The 20,641-nt window shown below is 38.2% G+C and carries 15 protein-coding genes; 10 read left to right on the forward strand and 5 right to left on the reverse strand.

Going from position 1 to position 20,641, the window contains the following annotated elements:
* Positions 1–132: 132 nt before the first annotated feature.
* From ppk1 to BMW64_RS00800, 5 genes are all read left to right on the forward strand, one after another.
* Positions 133–2,205, forward strand: coding sequence for a polyphosphate kinase 1 (gene ppk1 / locus BMW64_RS00785; protein ID WP_089997957.1), 2,073 nt, complete (start codon positions 133–135; stop codon positions 2,203–2,205).
* On the forward strand, positions 2,202–3,086 hold the full coding sequence (locus BMW64_RS00790) for a Ppx/GppA phosphatase family protein (RefSeq protein WP_089997958.1): 885 nt from the start codon (positions 2,202–2,204) through the stop codon (positions 3,084–3,086). Before ppk1 ends, BMW64_RS00790 begins: the two co-directional genes overlap by 4 nt.
* A gap of 344 nt (positions 3,087–3,430) precedes the next feature.
* Positions 3,431–4,084: an NAD-dependent epimerase/dehydratase family protein gene (locus BMW64_RS00795; RefSeq protein WP_089997959.1), complete on the forward strand. Its 654-nt coding sequence runs from the start codon at positions 3,431–3,433 to the stop codon at positions 4,082–4,084.
* Positions 4,081–4,233, forward strand: a complete 153-nt coding sequence (locus BMW64_RS20545) for a hypothetical protein (protein ID WP_175443587.1) — start codon at positions 4,081–4,083, stop codon at positions 4,231–4,233. Before BMW64_RS00795 ends, BMW64_RS20545 begins: the two co-directional genes overlap by 4 nt.
* A 190-nt stretch (positions 4,234–4,423) precedes the next feature.
* The gene (locus tag BMW64_RS00800; RefSeq protein WP_089997960.1) at positions 4,424–7,465 is read left to right on the forward strand and encodes a choice-of-anchor I family protein; all 3,042 of its coding nucleotides are present in this window, start codon (positions 4,424–4,426) and stop codon (positions 7,463–7,465) included.
* Between the two features lie 134 nt (positions 7,466–7,599).
* On the opposite strand, the gene BMW64_RS00805 is transcribed toward BMW64_RS00800, so the two are convergent.
* From BMW64_RS00805 to BMW64_RS00815, 3 genes are all read right to left on the reverse strand, one after another.
* On the reverse strand, positions 7,600–8,214 hold the full coding sequence (locus tag BMW64_RS00805; protein ID WP_089997961.1) for a response regulator transcription factor: 615 nt from the start codon (positions 8,212–8,214) through the stop codon (positions 7,600–7,602).
* Positions 8,215–8,803: 589 nt separating this feature from the next.
* Positions 8,804–9,052: a NifU family protein gene (locus tag BMW64_RS00810; RefSeq protein WP_066439129.1), complete on the reverse strand. Its 249-nt coding sequence runs from the start codon at positions 9,050–9,052 to the stop codon at positions 8,804–8,806.
* Between the two features lie 38 nt (positions 9,053–9,090).
* Entirely contained in the window at positions 9,091–10,197 is a 1,107-nt protein-coding gene (locus BMW64_RS00815; RefSeq protein ID WP_089997962.1) for an Mrp/NBP35 family ATP-binding protein, read from the reverse strand.
* Positions 10,198–10,324: 127 nt separating this feature from the next.
* On the opposite strand from BMW64_RS00815, the gene BMW64_RS00820 reads away from it, so the two are divergent.
* Both BMW64_RS00820 and BMW64_RS00825 read left to right on the forward strand, forming a co-directional pair.
* Positions 10,325–13,126 (forward strand): GH92 family glycosyl hydrolase, encoded by a 2,802-nt coding sequence (locus BMW64_RS00820; protein ID WP_089997963.1) that lies wholly within the window; start codon positions 10,325–10,327, stop codon positions 13,124–13,126.
* A gap of 6 nt (positions 13,127–13,132) precedes the next feature.
* Positions 13,133–13,894 (forward strand): hypothetical protein, encoded by a 762-nt coding sequence (locus BMW64_RS00825; protein WP_089997964.1) that lies wholly within the window; start codon positions 13,133–13,135, stop codon positions 13,892–13,894.
* A gap of 143 nt (positions 13,895–14,037) precedes the next feature.
* Here BMW64_RS00825 and BMW64_RS00830 read toward each other — a convergent pair whose 3' ends face one another.
* Complete coding sequence (locus BMW64_RS00830; protein WP_089998486.1) at positions 14,038–14,760, reverse strand: phytanoyl-CoA dioxygenase family protein; 723 nt, start codon at positions 14,758–14,760, stop codon at positions 14,038–14,040.
* Positions 14,761–15,051: 291 nt separating this feature from the next.
* Positions 15,052–16,302, reverse strand: a complete 1,251-nt coding sequence (locus tag BMW64_RS00835) for a dicarboxylate/amino acid:cation symporter (protein ID WP_089997965.1) — start codon at positions 16,300–16,302, stop codon at positions 15,052–15,054.
* Positions 16,303–16,507: 205 nt separating this feature from the next.
* Here BMW64_RS00835 and BMW64_RS00840 point away from each other — a divergent pair, with 205 nt between their 5' ends.
* From BMW64_RS00840 to BMW64_RS00850, 3 genes are all read left to right on the forward strand, one after another.
* The gene (locus BMW64_RS00840; protein ID WP_089997966.1) at positions 16,508–16,999 is read left to right on the forward strand and encodes a BON domain-containing protein; all 492 of its coding nucleotides are present in this window, start codon (positions 16,508–16,510) and stop codon (positions 16,997–16,999) included.
* An 8-nt stretch (positions 17,000–17,007) separates the two neighbouring features.
* The gene (locus BMW64_RS00845; protein ID WP_089997967.1) at positions 17,008–17,427 is read left to right on the forward strand and encodes an SH3 domain-containing protein; all 420 of its coding nucleotides are present in this window, start codon (positions 17,008–17,010) and stop codon (positions 17,425–17,427) included.
* Positions 17,428–17,601: 174 nt separating this feature from the next.
* On the forward strand, positions 17,602–20,370 hold the full coding sequence (locus tag BMW64_RS00850; protein WP_089997968.1) for a TonB-dependent receptor: 2,769 nt from the start codon (positions 17,602–17,604) through the stop codon (positions 20,368–20,370).
* The last annotated feature ends 271 nt before the right edge of the window (positions 20,371–20,641 follow it).

Here is a 20,641-nt window from a genome sequence, read left to right on the forward strand (position 1 = left end):
TTTTAATAACTTTAATCACTTGCAAAAATCAATCTGCGTGAGGGCTCTATATTAAATTTAATTAAAGCTTAACGTTGAAAATCGCTGCAAGAAAAGGTGAATCATTATTTTTGGTAAAATATAAACTAGCGAATGTCATTACATTTTAATCCGAGAGATATTACCTGGCTTGCCTTTAACGAAAGGGTGCTTCAGGAGGCCATGGACGAGAACGTCCCTTTACATTTAAGAATCCGATTTTTGGGAATTTTTTCAAATAATTTAGATGAATTTTTCAGGGTGCGTGTTGCCGGATTAAAACGCGCGATGGATTTTAAAGAGAAGGTAATTGCAGAATCATTTTATCAGCCTCCGTCCAAAATTCTTCAGAAGATCAATGATATAGTAATCAGGCATCAGCAAAATTTTGATAAAACCTGGAGGAAGATTCAGGGCGAAATGGCCGATCATCATGTTTTTATTAAAACCTCAAAAAATTTAACGCCGACGCAAAAAGAATTTGTCAGAAAGTATTTTGACGAAGTGGTAGAATCCAATGTAATTCCTATTCTTCTTCATGAAAATACTCCTATGCCATACATGAGGGATAAAAGTCTCTATCTGGGTGTTGCCATGAGAAAAAAAGACTGGCAGTATTCCAGCAACTATGCTATTATTGAAATTCCGTCACGTTTTGTGGGAAGATTTGTCCTGCTTCCAACGGATGACCCTCAGGAAAAGGATGTGATGCTTCTGGAAGATGTGATCACCTTTAATTTACCACACATCTTCTCCTATTTTGGATATGATGAATTTTCGGCGCATGCATTCAAAGTAACAAAAGATGCTGAGCTGGATCTCGATAATGATATCAGGACCAACTTTGCAGAAAAAATAGAAAAAGGTTTAAAAAACAGAAGAAAAGGAAAACCGACCCGTTTTGTTTTTGATAAGGATATGGATAAAGCGTTACTGGAAATGCTTATCCGAAAATTAAATTTAACCAAAAAAGACAGCATTATTCCGGGTGGAAAAATTCATAATTTCAAACACTTTATGGATTTTCCGGATGTGTTTGAGAAGTATGAAAGACCTGTAGAGAGAACATCTTTTACGCATCCTGATTTTGAACACGGTGAAAGAGTAACGGATGTTATCTTAAAACATGACGTTCTTCTTACTTTCCCCTACCACAAATACAATCCCGTTATCGACCTACTTCGGGAAGCCGCCATGGATCCTGATGTAAAATCTATTCAGATCACGGCTTATCGTCTGGCGAGCAGCTCTAAAATTATTAATGCCCTTATTTACGCAGCCAGAAATGGCAAAGAAGTAACGGTAATGCTTGAACTTCAGGCCAGGTTTGATGAAGAATCCAACCTTGAATGGAAAGAAATGCTGGAACCTGAAGGCATCACGGTTTTAGTAGGTCTTCCGAATAAGAAAGTTCACGCCAAGCTGTGTATCATCAAAAAAAGATCTCATAATAAGACAATTCAGTACGGATTTATCAGTACAGGAAACTTTAATGAAAAAACAGCAAGAATATATGGAGATCATTTGCTTATGACTGCAGATCGGGGAATAATGGCAGACATCAACAAAGTATTTAATGTGCTTAAAAAGCCGAAAGATGATTATTTATCAGTTCTCAAAACATGTAAAAATCTGCTGGTTTGCCCTCAGTTTATGCGTGAAAAAATCGTTCATCATATCGACAAAGAAATTGAAGAAGCCAAAGCAGGAAGACATGCAGAGATGATCATAAAAGCCAATTCCGTAAGCGACAGATCTCTGATTGAAAAATTGTATGAGGCCGCTAATGCGGGAGTTCAAATCAGAATGATCGTAAGAGGTATTTATTGTGCGGTAAACCAAAAGGAATTTAAAGAAAAAATAAAAGCAATAAGCATCGTTGATGAATATCTGGAGCACGCCCGAGTCATGTATTTTTATAATAAAGGTGCAGAAGACATCTATATTTCATCAGCCGACTGGATGACCAGAAACCTTGATTACAGAATTGAGGCCGCCGCAAAGGTCACCGATAAAAACCTGAAGAAAGAATTGAAGGATATTCTCGATATACAGTTGAAAGATAATGTAAAAGCTCGTATTTTAGATAAAAAATTGAGCAACGAGTATATTCACAACAATAAAGAAGAATGCCGTTCTCAGGTAGAAACCTACCGATATTTACATGCTAAAACGAATAAAGAATGAAGATTGCAGCCATAGATATAGGAAGTAACGCAGCCCGACTGTTGATCAATGAAGTAAAAATCAATAACAAAAAGCCAGAATTCATTAAGCTGAACCTTTTGAGAATTCCTCTGAGGCTGGGAATGGACGTTTTCAGTTTGGGAAAAATCGGTGAAGAGCGGGAAAAAATGGTGATCGATTCCATGAAGATATTCAGTGACCTGATGAAAATTTACAACGTTGAACATTACAGAGCGTGCGCTACCAGTGCGATGCGTGATGCTTCTAACGGAATGGATATCATTAATGAAGTTAAAAAAACATCCGGAATCAATATTGAGATCATTTCAGGAGATGAAGAAGCCACCCTGGTTTTTGAAAATCATGTGGCAGAAGCCCTCGACAAAGAATTTGCCTACCTTTATATTGATGTGGGCGGAGGTTCGACCGAGCTTACTTTTTACGAAAACGGCAAGATGCTTTATGAGAAATCTTTCAATATCGGTACGATCCGTCTGTTGAATAATCTGGTAACGCCCGACAACTGGAAAGATATGAAAGAGGAAATCCGGAAAAATATCAACAGTAAAAAGCCGATCGTGGCAATAGGTTCCGGAGGGAATATCAATAAAGTGTTCTCCATGAGCAAAACAAAAGATGGCAAACCAATGTCACTGACGCACCTGAAGAAAGTCTACAAGGAATTTGATGATCTCACCGTGGATGAAAGAATGACCAAATACAATCTCCGGGAAGACAGGGCCGATGTTTTGGTTCATGCCTTAAAAATTTTCAACAATGTGATGTCATGGTCGGAAATCAACAGGATTTTTGTTCCGAAAATATCTGTCGCGGACGGGCTGATTCATAATATTTACAGCAAGCTGCAGAACAAGAAGTAGTTTTTACAGCATATATTATAAACCGGCTGGCTTTTACCGGCCGGTTTTATTTTGATTAAACCTGAAGCCAAGAGTATGTTAATTAAAGAGAGATGCTCAATAGACCGATCGTGTAATTCATTGATTTTCAATCATTATTTCTCTTGTTAAAAAACGTCTCGACGTTTTATTAAAAACCTTTCGACGTTTCAGGGAAAACCCTTCGACGTTTTACTCAAAAGGTATCGACGTTTTAGGTTAAAGATATTTACACCTTTATTCCTAAGAAAAAAATTATCATTTTTATGCTGCATGTTAAAGTAAAACATGATCAGATACGTCAGCAATAGTAATAATATTATGAAATGAACTCAATTAAAATAATACTGACCGGAGCTACAGGAATGGTAGGTGAAGGTGTTCTGATGGAATGCCTTGAAAATCCCAACGTTTCAGAAATCCTGAGCGTAAGCCGAAAGCCTTCCGGAAAAAAACATGCGAAACTGAAAGAGTATATCGTTCCTGACTTTCTCGCAATTGATCTTAATGATGAAAACTTTAAAGGGTACGACGCTACTTTCTTCTGTGCCGGTATCAGCAGTGTAGGAATGAGCGAAGAAGAATACACTGAAATCACTTATGACACCACGATGCATTTTGCCAAAGCTGTTCTGGGGCAGAACCCTGATATGGTTTTCAACTACGTTTCGGGAGCGCATACCGACAAGACGGAAAGCGGCAAGTTTATGTGGGCAAGAGTAAAAGGAAAAACGGAAAATGATTTAAGAAAGCTTGGATTCCGCGGTGAGTATAATTTTCGTCCGGGTTTCATGAAACCTGTTGAAGGTCAGAAAAATGTAAAATGGTTTTTTAAGCCAATTATTTGGATATTTCCTATTATATTACCGTCAAAATCATTAACTTTACAAGAAGTGGGTAAAGCGATGATCAACGCGGTACAGAAAGGGTACCCTACCTCAACATTAGAAATTAAGGACATTAAAAATCTGGCAATATGAAAGAAATGATAAAAAGAATTTTTCTGGTTGCTTTTATTTTATTGGTTCTGACTGCTATTTCGGGATTTTTTTATATGCAGAAGCATCCTCTTGAAGGACGAAAGACAACAGGAAAAAACCTGAATTTTTCAGGACATGTATCAAAGTAGCAAAACTAATATTCAATGAAGTTCAACAATCGTTTTTAGAGCATTCTGATAGCGATCCATAGCTTACGGTTTCATTTTTCTTTCATCAGATACAGTAATAATTACCTATTTATTAATCATTTATTAAAATTATCTTAAAATCTTTAAAAAGGAGAAGTCTCATTTTTGTATAAATTTAATATCAGCAAAAATGATTAATCATTACTTTTTTAAAGGTTCTGTGGTAGCCGCATTTTTTCTTCAGGGAGCGGTTTTCGGACAGACTTCACTTATCCACTACTGGAATTTTAACAACAATACATCAGCTGCAGCCATTTCCACTCCGACGTTAAGCTTAACCGGAGGATCAATGACTGCTGTCATCAACGGCACAACGGAAATAGATTTCGCAGGTGGTACAGGACAAAACTTCAGCAATGAAAACCTCAATGCCAGAAACGGAGATGCTGCCGGAGCTCATTTAAGATACAACTTCCCTATCAATGGAAATCTGCAGTTTAATCTTCCCACTACAGGTTATCAAAATGTTGTTGTAAAGTTTACGACAAGAAGATCGGGTTCAGGAGCTGGAACACAGACATGGTCTTATTCCACGGACGGAACCAATTTTCAGACCTATCAGACCGTATCGCCACAGGATGCTAACCCGCAACTGATTACATTTGATTTTTCAGGAGTTGCAGGTGTAGCGAACAATCCTAATTTCAAGCTTAAAGTTGAATTTTCTGTTACCGGAGGAGGAACAGGAGGAAATAACCGCTTCGACAATTTTACCGTTGATGCAACGGCAATAAATGGGACGGACACTACACCGCCAACGGTCACTTATCTTCCGTCAAATAATACGGATAACGCTTCAACTACTGTAAATCCTACCATTTCATTTAATGAAAATGTAAGGTTAATTGACAATACTGTGATCAGTGATTCGAATGCACAAGATCTTGTTGATTTCCGTTTGGGTAATGCTTCAGGAACCCAGATCCCTTTCACCACTACTTTTTTAAACAATAAGATTACCATAATCCCAACTTCAGTTTTAGTTCCTAATCAGACGTATTATCTGGCGCTAAAACCCAATACTGTCGAGGACACAAATGATAATGCGGTGACTGCGGCAACAGCCACAACCTTTACAACAGCAGGAGCATCCATTTCTTTAGATAAAAATTTCATTAAAGTCGATGAAAACTCAGGAGCTTTAGCATTTAAATTAAATATTGCCAATCCTTCAAATGCTACCGTGAATCTTGTGGTAAAACCGGCACCTTTCAGTACGGCAGACAGTAATGATTTTACGTTAACCAATCAAACCATTACACTTACTCCTTCGACAACAAGCTATACCGTAAATATTCCCATCACCGATGACACTTTAGAAGAACAACAGGCAGAATATTTCGTGGTAAGCCTTGAAAACCCTGTAGGAGCAACCATTTCCGGGGATTCTAATGCTACCGTTTATATTATTGATAATGACAAGCCTGCACCGAATCCTTCTCATCAGATAGCATTAAATTATATCGGAAGCTTTGATCCGTCAGGAAGCAACAACAGTTCTACTGAAATTGTTGTTCATGATCCTGCAACACAAAGGTTGTTTACCATAAGTTCAATCACTGATGTTTTTGATATTATCAGCTTCAGTAATCCAAACACGCCATCGGTAATTAACACTATTAATATGGCTCCTTACGGTGGTATTACCAGCATTGCAGTGAAGAATGGCATCATTGCTGCTGCGTCACCCAATACAGATCCACAGCAGAATGGTTCTGTGGTTTTCTTTGATATTAACGGTAATTTCCTTAAGCAGGTAACAGTCGGTGCATTACCGGATATGATCACTTTTTCTCCAGATGGCACAAAAGTAATGACCGCCAATGAAGGAGAGCCTAACGATGCCTATACAGTAGACCCGGAAGGAACGGTAAGTATTATTGATATTTCCGGAGGAATTGCCAATCTTACCCAAAGCAATGTTACAACACTTAATTTTAATGCCTTCGATTCACAGGTAGCGGCTTTAGCAGCAACAGGCTTAAGAAAAATAAGAACCAACAACACACTTTCTCAGGATTTAGAACCTGAATATATTACGATAAGCTCTGACAGCCAAAAAGCCTGGGTAACCCTTCAGGAAAATAATGCTGTGGCAGAAGTGAATTTAACCACAAAAACCATTACAGGAATCTGGGGTTTAGGTAAAAAAGACATGAGTATTCCGGGAAACGGCTTTGATGCCTCTGATAATAATAATGAAATTTTAATCGCCAATTGGCCGGTAAAAGCATATTACACTCCGGATGCCATTCAAAATTATACGGTAGGAAATACGCATTATATCGTAACAGCCAACGAGGGAGATGAAAAAGATCTTTCAGGATTCAGCGAAAGAACGACAGTAGGAGCCAATAATTACACATTAGACGCTTCATTATTTCCTCAGTCAACTGTTTTAAAAGCTTCCTATAATCTTGGGAGATTCAGGGTTTCCAATGCTACCGGAAATACGGACGGTGATGCAGACTTTGAAGAAATAGCGGCTTTGGGTGCCCGTTCTTTTTCAATTTTCAATGCAGATACCCAACAAATTGTTTACGACAGTGGCGATCAGTTTGAGAGATATATTGCAGCCAATCATCCGTTGATCTTTAATGCCGATAATGAATCGAATACCGTAAAGAATAGAAGCCGTGCTAAAGGACCCGAGCCTGAAGGTGTTGCTCTGGGAAATATTAATGGACAGACGTATGCCTTTATTACTCTGGAACGTACGGGAGGAGTAATGGTGTACAATATTTCAGATCCTAATAATCCTACTTTTACGGATTATAAAAATTCCCGTATGACTTCTGCTTATGGTGGTGACAATGGTCCGGAAGGAATCATTTATATTGCTCCGGAAAACACAACCTCCGGAAAAGGCTATGTGGTTGTTGCCAATGAAATCAGCGGAACATTATCAATGTACGAAGTTGGTGGCGCAGGTAATCTGGCAACAGGTGAGGTAAAACCTGAGAAAGCAACATTCAATGTATTCCCAAATCCGGTTGCAAAAGGCAATCCATTATATTTTAACAGAGCACAGGGCTACGAACTGTACGATATGTCTGGAAAGCTGATCGGGAAAGAGAAGAATGCTCTAACGATTGACACTTCAAAACTTTCTACTGGGGTTTATCTCATAAAGACGTCTGAAGGCCATATAAAAAGAGTGATTATAAAATAGAATATATTATTAGTTGATTAAAATGAGTCCCGCTTGCCGGGGCTTTTTTGTATACCCCGTTAAAATAAATTTTATCAGGTCCAGCGGTATGAGTCATTTATAAAAAATCCGGTAGATTGTACCGGATTTATATTCTAATGCATGTCGTCATAAATTCTTACAAGATCGACCACATTTTTCACCTGTAGTTTTTCAAATATTTTTTTCTTGTAAGTGCTTATGGTAGACATCTTAAGATTAAGGATGTTTGAAATTTCTATATTTCCGTTACCTTGCGCCAGCAACTTGAAGATCTGGAATTCCCTCTTTGAAAGCCTTTCTACGGAATGACTGTCGGTAGAGTGTGTAACCAGTTTTTTCATCATATTAATGGTATAATAATACCCTTCTTCAAACATGGCAGTAACAGCAGTTATAATCTCAGATTCTGAAGCGCCTTTACTTAAATATCCTGCTGCTCCTTCTTCGATGTATTGAATCCCTACGTTCTCATCATATGTTGAAAAAAATAAAATCTTAAGCGATTTTTGCTTTTTCTTAAGCTCTTTTACCATTGCCTTGAAAATACTACCCGGTATATCGATATCAATAATCAACAGATCATATATTTTTTCAGAAATCATATCCTTTGTTTCGGAATAAGTTTCTGCAAAATCTATATCACAATTATACTGAAGTTTTGATTTTAGAACCAGAGCTGTACCTGTCCTTACTACATAGTGACCATCAGCAATGAGTATATTTTTCATAGAGTTAGTTTTTTTAATAAATTTTCCTTTGAGCGGGGAAAATAAGCTTCTCTTTATTTTACAATTTTAATACAATTTACAGACCAAATACCACATACAATCATATTCTTAACCCTTCTATGAGGAAGTTTTTTCAAATTTAATAACACCAGTTTTCTGATTCCGGAAAATTCAGGAATCTGCAATTGGAATAATTTTTAAAAAGTCCTTTAAAAATTACTAAACATTTAAATTATATGAATAAAAAAGTATGTTACAAGCATAATCCCCCATATCAGCACTGTAAATATTTTCTACAAAAATAATACATATAATATTCTCAAGCACGTAGAAATATTACTATAAATTTTTCACAAAATATCTAATAATTTCTTAAAATCAATAAGATGCGATATGATAAAATTCTGTATCACATGATTATACTTAAATTATCAAATATTTGTCCAAATCCCATCTTTGGAACTCAATACAGTTCATCAACCACCATAAATCATGCCACATTTTAATGACAAGTAAAAGACATCATACATAAAAAAACAGACCTTAATGCTTAAAAGGTCTGTTTAAAAAATATTTTTTTAAAATACTTTTACTCTACGCTTATCACTTTTTCAATTTCCGGAGCATGTTGTTTTATTGTATTTTCAACACCAAGTTTTAAGGTTGAAAAATTTAATGAACATCCGGAACAGTTGCCTAAAAGTTTTACATAAACCAAGTTATCCTTCACATCAATCAGTTCAATATCACCACCGTCCTTATTGAGAAACGGCCGGATGCTTTCCAGAGCTTCCAATACCCTTGTTACTGTATCTTCGTGTGTTATATTTGTTTCCATATTTTTTCTGTTCAATTGGGTTTTCAATTATTGAAATATTACTTTGCTTTTGGTGAGCATCCCGCCATCGTCGTGATCTTAACAGCTTCTGTCGGAGGAAGATTTTTATTTCTTTCTACAAGACTTTCTACCATATTTCTGGCTGTTTCTGTATAAATCTCTGCGATTTTAGAATTTTCCTGCAATGCAGCTGGTCTTCCAACATCTCCTGCTTCCCTGATGCTCTGGATAAGAGGAATTTCTCCCAATACAGGTATTCCCAGATCCTCAGCCATATATTGTGCTCCCTGTTTACCAAAGATATAATATTTATTGTCCGGTAATTCTTCCGGTGTAAAATACGCCATATTTTCGATTAATCCCAATACAGGTATATTGATGCTCTCCATCTGGAACATAGCGATTCCTTTTCTTACATCCGCCAATGCGACATGTTGAGGTGTACTTACGATTACCGCTCCCGTTACAGGAACTTCCTGAATGATGGAAAGGTGAATATCACCCGTTCCCGGAGGAAGATCAATCAGTAAAAAGTCCAATTCTCCCCAGGCTGCATCTCTGATCATTTGATTCAAAGCTTTAGAAGCCATCGGCCCTCTCCATACAACGGCCTGATTAGCACCTGAAAAATATCCGATGGAAAGCATTTTCACACCATAATTTTCGATAGGCTTCATCAGGTTTCTTCCCTCGATTTCTACAGAAATTGGTTTTTGCCCTTCTGTATCAAACATTGTAGGAACCGAAGGTCCGTAGATATCGGCATCCAGTAAACCTACTTTAAAACCCATTTTTGCTAATGTAACTGCCATATTTGCAGAAACCGTAGACTTACCTACACCTCCCTTTCCGGAAGCGATGGCAATAATATTTTGAATTCCAGGAATTTGTTTCCCTTTGATCTGACTTTGCTGAATCTCACTAGGTTCCGGAGAAACGATCTTCAATTTCAAATGAACTTCTTCTCCAAATTCGCTGGCGAAAGCCTGTTTCATGGCTGCCTCAAGCTTTTTCTTTTCGTGCATGGCAGGCGAATGAGCTGTCATATCAATGTAAACGTCATTACCCATGATCTGAAGATTGTTTACCAAATCATCAACTTCTATCTCTTTAAGGAAATTCTGAACCTTTTCTTTCGTCAACATAAACTAATAAATTGTTTACAAATTTACGAAAAATTAACCTATTTAGAATAAGTAAAGAGACTGATAGATATTTTCTTTTGCAGAAGCTAATTTTATAGTATTTTAGGGAAATTTTAATTTATAACTAATGAAAAGAATATTGATCATTCTTTTAGGAATTTTTTTTCATAATCTGTTTTCACAAAATTATTCGCAATATGTGAATCCGTTTATCGGTACGGGCGGTCATGGCCACACCTTTCCCGGAGCCATTGTTCCTTTCGGAATGGTACAGCTTTCACCGGATACAAGAATCGACGGAAGTTGGGACGGTTGCAGCGGTTATCACTATTCGGATTCTGTGATCTATGGATTTTCGCATACGCACCTGAACGGAACGGGAGTTTCTGATTACGGAGATATTATGCTCATGCCTACGATGGGAAAACCCGGATTGACTCCAAATGAATATTCTTCAAAATTTTCTCACAGAAACGAAAGAGCTTCCGCAGGATTTTATTCGGTTAAATTAGATAAGCACAATATTGACGTACGACTAACAACGACAAAAAGAGTTGGTTATCATGAATACACCTTCAACAATGCAGGAACGGCCAATATTATTTTAGACTTAAATCACAGGGATAAATTATTGGAAGGAGAAGTTAAAATCATCGATAACAAAACCATCGAAGTTTTCCGCAGAAGTGAGGCCTGGGCGACCAACCAATACATTTATGCAAGAATTGAATTTTCAAAACCGATGAAAATATCAAAGAAACTGGTAAATGGAAAAGAGGAAACTAACCTTTTTGCAGGAACAAAACTTGCCTTAGCTTTTTCAGCTAACGTGGAAAAAAGAGAAAAAATCAGTGTAAAAGTGGCGATTTCTCCCACAAGCTATGAAGGTGCAGGAAAAAATATGCTGGCAGAAGGTAAGTCAAATGACTTTGAATCAATCAGAAAGCAAGCTGTGGCCGACTGGGATAAAGAATTATCAAAAATAGAAGTTAAATCTTCCGATAAAGACAAACTGACGGTTTTCTATACGGCAATGTATCACGTTTTCACCCAACCCAACATCAATATGGATGTAGACGGGAAATACAGAGGGCGGGACAACAAGTTCTATATGGCCAATGGTTTCGATTATTATAGTGTTTTCTCTCTTTGGGATACATTTAGAGGCGCACATCCTCTGATGACGTTGATCGACAGAAAAAGAACGGCTGATTTCATCAATACATTTATCAAGCAATACGAACAGGGCGGAAAGCTTCCGGTTTGGGAGCTGGCTTCCAACGAAACGGAGTGTATGATCGGTTATCATGCTGTTTCAGTGATTGCAGATGCAATGGCGAAAGGAATTACAGGCTTTGATTACGAAAAGGCATTCGAAGCTTCTAAACATTCTGCCATGCTGGATATTTTTGGTTTAAATGCATACAAACAGAATAATTTCATTAGCATTGATGATGAACATGAAAGCGTTTCCAAAACGGTGGAATATGCTTATGACGACTGGTGCATTGCCCAAATGGCCAAAATTTTAGGTAAAAAAGAAGATTACCAATATTTCATGAAACGTTCCCAGAACTGGAAAAATCTTTATAATCCTAAAAACGGATTTATGCAGCCCAGAAAGAACGGAAACTGGTATGAGCCGTTTGAACCCAGAGAAGTTAATAATAATTATACCGAAGGAAATTCGTGGCACTACTCCTATTCCGTTCAACAGGATATTCCCGGCCTGATTGCAGCCCATGGCGGAAAAGAAAAATTCGAGCAATTTATCGATGCTATCTTTTCTGCTCCTGATAAAACCACAGGCAGAGAGCAGGTGGATATCACTGGTCTGATCGGCCAATACGCACAGGGAAACGAGCCGAGCCACCATATTGCATATCTCTATAATTATGTAGATAAACCTGAGAAAACAGATGCCAAAATAAAATTCATCCTTGATAATTATTATAAAAATTCCCCGGACGGACTTATCGGAAATGAAGATTGTGGACAGATGAGTGCCTGGTACATTCTGAGTGCCATGGGAATCTATTCTGTAACCCCGGGATTACCTGAATGGCAAACCACAAAACCATATTTTGATGAGGTTAAAATCCATCTTGAAGACGGGACCATGCGTACAATCACTAGAAATACAAGCAGAGATGAACTCAAAAAACTTGGTTTTGAAAATGTAAAATACTTCAAAGATTTTAAATATGATGAATTAACACCTTCTCCCGTTATTTCGGCAGCAAGGATTTTTGATCTGAATACCAAGGTGGAAATCGCAGCACTACGTCCAGATGACAAAATTTATTACATGACCCTGGATGAAGGAGATGCCAACGTAAGGAAAATGTTTATAGCTTATAAAGGACCTTTCACGATCACAAAAACAACACAGGTTTCAGCATATGCTGAGAGAAATGGTGAGAAAAGTTCGATTGTACATGCAAATTTTAACAGAAGACCCAATAACTGGAACATTACGGTCAATTCTACAGCTACTCCACAATATACCGCCAGTGGAAATCTCTCTTTAATTGACGGAATCAACGGCGACACCAACTGGAGAAAAGGAGAATGGCTGGGCTACCAGGGACAGACTTTTGAGGCGATTATTGATATGAAGTCTCCACAGCAATTTACCCAATTGTCATCAACCTATCTTCAGGACAGCAAAGCGTGGATTTTAATGCCGAAAAAAGTTGAATACTATGTTTCCAACAACGGCAAAGATTATATTTTGCTGAAAACTGTAGAAAATACAATTGATCCGAAAGATGAAACCGTTCAGGTAAAAGATTTTTCAGCTGAAGTGTTGCCAACGCAGGCCCGATATATAAAAGTAAAAGCCTATCATTTCGGCAAGCTTCCGGAATGGCACCAGGGAGCCGGCGGAGACGCGTATATTTTTATTGATGAGATTTCTGTTAAATAATTAATTATGAAAAAATTATTCTCGTTATTGCTTTTGATTCTGTGCATCATAAGCATTCCTGCATGCAAATGTAATATAGATCCGTTGGCAGAGAACTATCTGGCTGCAGATGTTGCAGGAATTATCCGGATTATGAAGGTTTATGGTGAAAATACGGAGCAAAGAACTTATAAAGCTGACATTAAATTTGAGAAAATCTATAAAGGGAAAGAGTTCAAAATTCTGAATGTGCGCGGCCTTATCGGTAATTCGTATTCGGGAGCATGTGAGATCGATGTAAAACCAGGTGAAACCTATCTTATTTTATTAAATAAATACAATGGTGAATATTCTATTTCTGCGTGTTCTCCAAAATACAGGTTTGATATGGAGAAGGAAAAGACCACCGCAAAAGCTTTAGAAAAGACCTTTGCTTATCTTGATAAAAACAAATCTAAGTTCATAGGGTTTGAGTTTACAACGTGCTTCGATGAATTACAGAAAGGTGACAAGTCCGATCTTTCTGCAATCAGAAATTTTTCGCCGAAAAATCCTTTTGCCATTTATAAAGTAAAAATAAATGATCTTTCAAAGATAGATGAACTTACTCCGCTAACAACTTTTGGGGATAAAGATCAGGAAGTAGAAGACATTCTCAAAAAAAACATGATAGTTGACCTTCCCATGTTCGTAAATAAAGAACCCGGAAAAGAATTTCTGATATTGCTTTTGTACATGCCGGATAATATCAAAACAAAATACGGAGAAATAATCAACGCCGAATGGTAAAAAATAAACCTCTTTCTATGGAAAGAGGTTTATTTTTGACTCGACAATTCAATTTATCGGATAATTGATAGACTTGTCATTTTCCGGTGATCATAGGATTGGAAGAAAGATCCTACCGTTTCAGGGCTTTATCCGGTTTTGTATCAATTTTCAAACTCCATTCTCTCCGACCAGCTCAATCCGCACGGTAATTCCCTGTCGGAAAATTCGATGTGAATGACTCTCCTTCTCTTTCCGTTGGTGGTGCGGTTGGAACCATGCAGAATCAAAGGTTTCATAATCATAATTCCCCCTTTTTCTACCCTGCAGATCTCCTCGGTTTCGATGGTCCAGTCGATGGTTTCGGGTCTGTAAATTTCTTTGGCATGAGATCCGGGAATGACTTTCAGTGCACCATTGTTTTCATCGGTATCATCAAGATGAATTCTGATGGTAAAAATATTTTCGAGAATATCAAGTGGAGGCTGAACCGCAAACTGATTTTGCTTGGTTGTCCACGGACCGAAATCCGGGAGTTCAGCTTTTCTGTCTACTGAAATGGTCAGGTCCTGGTGATAAGCAACATACCAGTTTGATTTTTCAGGTTTATCGAAATAAATACTTTTTACTACGAAATAGTCACTCCCGAAAATATCCTTGATGATGCTTTTAATATTTTCATTAAAGATTAAATCTTTCACGTTGGGAATTTCTTTCAGGAACTGCCGAATGGCGAAAAGGTCTTCCGATTTCCTGAAGGTTTCTTTGGAAGTGTCTATATGTTGAATGAACTCACTTATCTTTTCAGTTTCTTCATCCGAAAAAATATTGTTGATTATTGTAAAGCCGTTTTCTTGTATTAAATCTTTATGATTTTGTAAATTCATTTTTATCGTTTTATTCTGGAGACTCATTTCTAACGCAAAGATGCAAAGATTTCTTTCAATCAAACAATTGCTTCTTTATTCATCGAACAAAACTTCAAAGAAAACAGCATTTCCTAGCCCTGATCGAACGGCATGTCTGAGCTCTTTTTATATTCTTCCGCGGCGGCTTTGCCGCCGCGGAAGAATATAAAAAAGCGAGTAGTGAGAGCAGGAAACAGCTCCTAAAAAAATAAATGGTCAACAATGAAAAACACTATTGACCATTCACCAGCTAAAGCTGAAATTTATATTTTATAAATCGCCGCCGTGATTATCCAACTGTCCTTCCCATTTGGAAACCGCTGAGGTAGCCAGAGCATTTCCGAGAACATTGGTCATGCTTCTTCCCATATCGCAAAAATGGTCAATAGGCAAAATAAGAGCGATCCCTTCCGGCGGAATTCCAAACATGGAACAGGTGGCTACGATAATGACCAGAGAAGCTCGTGGCACGCCTGCGATACCTTTTGAAGTGAGCATTAAAACCAGAAGCATGGTAATCTGCTGTCCGATCGTCATTTCAATTCCGTAGATCTGTGCGATGAAAATGGATGCAAATGTCATGTACATCATACTTCCATCCAGATTGAATGAATAGCCTAAAGGCAGAATAAAAGATACCACCCTGTTGTTACATCCGAATCTTTCGAGCTCTTCCACCAACTTCGGGAAGACTGCTTCGGAGCTGGTCGTTGAGAAGGCGATCAGCAACGGTTCTTTAATTCTTCTTAATAATTCGAAAAGGCGGTTGCCGATAATTAAATATCCCACCAGTAAAAGAACCAGCCAAAGTATTCCTAAAGCAAAGAAGAAATCCCTGAGATAAATGGCATAAACTTTAAAAATCTCAAATCCGTTGGTTGCCACAACTGCAGCAATTGCGCCCAGAACTCCGAGAGGAGCGAACCACATGATATATCCCACCATTTTAAGGATCCCGTGTGCAACAATATCAAACAGCTTTACGACAGGTTGTGAATATTCATCACCCAGATTGGCCAGTGCAATCCCAAACATAATGGAAAATACGACGATCTGCAGCACTTCATTGGTTGCAAAAGCTTCAAAGATACTTTTGGGAATGACATGTTTTACGAAATCTTCCATTGAAAATCCTTTACTGCTTTTCAACAACTCTTCTGCGGATGCTGCATCCTGAATCGGCAGTTTTGTTACGTGTCCCGGTTCAAGCCAGTTGACCAAAATAAGCCCTATAAAAAGGGATACCAAAGAGGCGGAAATAAACCACAGCATTGCTTTTGTCCCTACCCTTCCGATCATTTTAATATCACTCATCTTGGCAATTCCCACGACCAGAGTTGTGAATACCAAAGGAGCAATAATCATCTGTACCAAACGGATGAAAACAGTTCCCAGGAGTTTTATATTTTTGGAAAAAGGCTCTGCACTTTCCGGGTACTGCAGGTGTACAAATCCGCCAATTCCGACTCCCAGAATAAGGGCAATCACAATCGCTATAAATAGTTTATTCTGTCCTTTCATATTGATAATTCAAGTTTGGCAAATATAATATTTTTACAATTGCTTCCAATCCTACTTTACGCATAATCACTGTAATGGTATCATAAATTACAAACTTAATTTGGCTGAATTATATCAATATTTGGCAAAATAGAAGGTTTATTTATCTTTTGGTACAAATTTTATTGTTACATTTAAGCATATTAACAAATCAAAATATACCACTATGAAAAAAACTATTGCAATGGCTGCTTTGGCTGTAGCTGTGTCTTTCGGATCAGTTTCCTGTAAAAAGAAAGTTTCTGATGCCGACCTTCAAACCCAGGCAACGACTGTAGTAACTTCAAATCCCAGAGCTTCTGTAGAAGTAAAAGATGGTGTTGCCCACTTAAGCGGTACTTTTGAAAGTCAGGAAGCAAAAGATGCCATGATCAAACAGCTGAAAGCCATCAATGGAATCAAAGACGTACACGATATGGCTACAGTAGCGCCTGCTGCTGCCACGCCTACACCGGTGGAAACTCAGTCTGCCGTAGATCCTACCGTACAACAAAAAGTACAAGATGCCGTAAAGGATATTCCGGGAGTGAAAGTGGAAGTCATCAACGGAGAACTGACACTTACGGGAAATATTTCCTCTTCAGATGCAAGAAAAGTTAAAGAATCCGTGGATGCTTTAAAAGTAGGAAAAGTAAATTATAACTATACTGTTAAATAACAATCACCATGAGCACATTACAGGACAAATATTCAAGCGTGGTTTCTGCAGCACAGTCCGCAGGAATCTCCGATCTTAAAGTTCAGGAACAGGATGGTATTCTGTACGTTTCGGGAAATGCTTCCAGTACCGCTTCAAAAGATGCTGTCTGGAATGCTTTAGGAGCGATTGATTCTACGTATTCCGCTTCAGACATCAATATTGATGTTCAGGTTTCAGGTCTGACAGCAGGCACACCGCTTACTGTTGCCACCGATGATTCTAATCTGAATATCAGACAGGAGCCTTCTACAGATGCTGCGATTATTGGTAAAGTAAGTAAAGGGTCTTCAATAACGCTGGTCGAGCAAACTTCTGATGACTGGTGGAAGGTGAAAACTTCCGACGGACAGGAAGGCTATGCATACTCAAGATATCTGAGAGCATAAGAACTCTCATTATATTTAAAAAAAACATCCTATATCACCGGGATGTTTTTTGTTTTTATAGAAAAATTAACAGTTAACCCGTAATTTAGGGAAAAGATTAACTGTATTTAACTCTATTAATTGTGAATTAAATGAGATTTTTTATACTTTTGCGGCTCTAATAATCTATATTACATGAAGAAATTAGCAATCCTGCTTATCCTGACATTCAACATTGTGATTCTTAATGCACAAAAACTAAACATCGACGGAAAAATTCTCAACTTCGAAAAAAAGCCTATTGAAAACGCAACGGTTTATCTTCTTAAAGAAAAAGACTCCTCTATCATCAACTATACCGCGACCAACCGTGAAGGTAAGTTTTCCCTGAAAGCCGACGAACTGAGCGAGCCCAGCATTCTGAAAATAGATGCCGACAAAATGCTCTCTTTTTCCAGGCGTTTAGAAACAATTGAAAAATCATTTTCCCTGGGTGATATTGAAATGGAAAAAAATTCGGTCACCAATATTGAGGAAGTCAAACTTACAGCTTCCCCTGTAAAGATTAAAAAGGATACGATTGAATTTAATGCATCTTCTATAAAAGTTCGCCCTGACAGTAAAATTGAGGAGCTTCTAAAGCAGATTCCCGGTGTTCAGATCGATAACGACGGAAAAATTACGATCAATGGCAAAGAGGTTGATCAAATTACCATCAACGGAAAGCCTTTCTTCGACAAAAACGGAAGAATAGCCCTCCAGAATCTTCCTGCAGATATTATCAAAAACATTCAGTTCACCACCACCAAAACCAAAGAAGAGGAACTGAGCGGGAAAGCTTCAAAATCCAATAATGCTACCATCAATTTTAATATTGACGAAAAGAAAAATAAAGGGCTTATCTCAAGACTTACAGTGGGCTATGGCTCTGATAAGAGATACGAGGGAAGCGGGCTGTTGAGTTATTTTAAAAACGATACAAAAATCAGCCTTCTGGCCGCTTCCAATAACATAAATTCCCAGGGATTTTCCAGCGATGAGGTTTTCGACAGTATGGGACGCGGAAGGAATTCTTGGCTGATGCAAGGCGGTTCCGTATTCACTTCCGGAGGTGTTACCTATTATTCTTCGGCAGGAGCCAACACCAAAGGTATTCAGAAATCTACGACCATCGGCTTCAATTACAGTGATAAATTCGGGAAAGATACCGACCTGGATAATCTGAGCTTAATTCACATCAACAACAATCTCGAAACAAGATCCAAAGTATCAAGAACTACTCTACTTCCTGATTACACTCTAAAAACAGATTCTGAAAACAATGGTGACAATGAATCGAGACAGTACAATTTTGATCTTTCAGCAAGAGTGAGACTGGATTCTCTCACGAGCATTTACTTTTCACCTTCGTTCGCAAGAAATGAGACCCATAATTTCAATGCCTCAAATTCCAGGACATTCAGAGACAGTGTGCTCCTGAATACCAGTGATAACTACACCAAAACCGATTCTGAGAACAACTCTTTTAATCCCAACCTTTATTTCTCCAAGAAATTCCGGAAAAAAGGAAGAGAGATGCACGCCAACCTGAACAGCAACATCAGTGAAAACAAGGAAAACAAGCTAAACCGTTCTGAAAACATTTTCTACTCGCCTCTTTCTTCTGACAACAGGAACCAGTATTCGGTAAAGAAAAACCTCAACAGCAATTACCGCATGAGCGTGGGCTACTCGGAACCACTGTCGGATTCTTTAAGTATAGGTCTGGGCATCAGCTATAATTCATCCGACATGAGGAACCTGCGGGATGTAAATGATTTCAATGCGGCGACACAGGATTATTCCAGCTACAACGATGTTCTGTCGAACCGGATGAGCCAGAAGATTGATCAGTTTACCCCTGAATTATCCTTTGAACTCAACAAGAAGAAAATCAGTGCCTGGGGTTCCTTTAATGCAGATATTTCAAACATGAATGTAAATTCGAGCTACACCGGCCAGAATTACGATTTGCAGAAAAACTTTGTCCTTCCCGGCTACAACGTTGGATTAAACTATGAGTTTGCGCAGAATAAGCGTTTAAATCTTTATCATTTCTCAGACTTTACCATCCCGACGGCGGAGCAGCTTACTCCTTACCGTGACCTCTCCAATCCTTTGGTGACCTTCCAGGGAAATCCGGATCTGAAGAACACATGGAGCAATTCCACGTACCTTTATCTCAACAATTTCAATATGGTCAAGAATATCAACTACTACCTGAATATCGGATTTACCTACAGAAATAATGACATTATAAACTACGCTTCTTTTGATGAGAGCGGAAGACAGCTGATCACCTACGCCAATATCAGCGGAAATAAAAACTTTAACCTCGGAGGAAGCTTCAGCAAAACCTTTAAATGGAAAGAAAATAAGCTGACGATCAACCCGAGATTCAATACGAATTATTCATTCAGCAAAGGTTTCGTGAACGGCCAGGAATTCATCAGCCAGTCGTACAGCATCAATCCAGGCATCAATTTAACTTATGAAATCAAAGAAAAACTTACCGTAAAACCTTCGTACACGATCGGATATAATTTTTCAAAATATAAAAACTACATCATCGATGATGTAAATACCAGCAACCAGGCTCTGAAGCTGGAACTTACCAATTATATTTTCAAAAGCAGGCTGATCTTAGGAAATGACGTGGAATACAATACCAGCACTAATATTGCTCCCGGTTTTAAAAGAGATTTTTACTTCTGGAATACCAGCGTGGGCTATTCATTCTTCAATAAGCAGCTGACTGCTAAAGTGAAAGTTTATGATGTCCTGAATCAAAACCAGAGCGTACGAAGAGTGATCACCAGCACTTATTTTGAAGACCGCGACGACCTGATCCTGAAAAGATACATGATGTTTTCATTAACGATGAAGCTCAATAAATTCGCAGGAAAAAAGACAAAAACTCAATAGATTAAAATTATTGACACAAGGGCATCCTCTTCCGGGGATGCTTTTTTTTGTTTGTCATTAAGCACATCTGCCATCAACCCTATTTCCGACAAAGCTGTAAAACACTGAAATGTAATAAATTGTACTTGATCGCCTCTTCGGAGTGGTTGATCGCTTCTTCGGACCGGTTGAACGCTTCTTCGGAGTGACTGATCGCCTCTTCGGACTGGTTGATTGCTTCTCCGGACCGATTGATCGTTTATTCGAAACGCTTGATCGTTTCATCGAAATG

This window comes from Chryseobacterium taichungense (assembly GCF_900109935.1).
Taxonomy (GTDB): Bacteria; Bacteroidota; Bacteroidia; order Flavobacteriales; family Weeksellaceae; genus Chryseobacterium; species Chryseobacterium taichungense.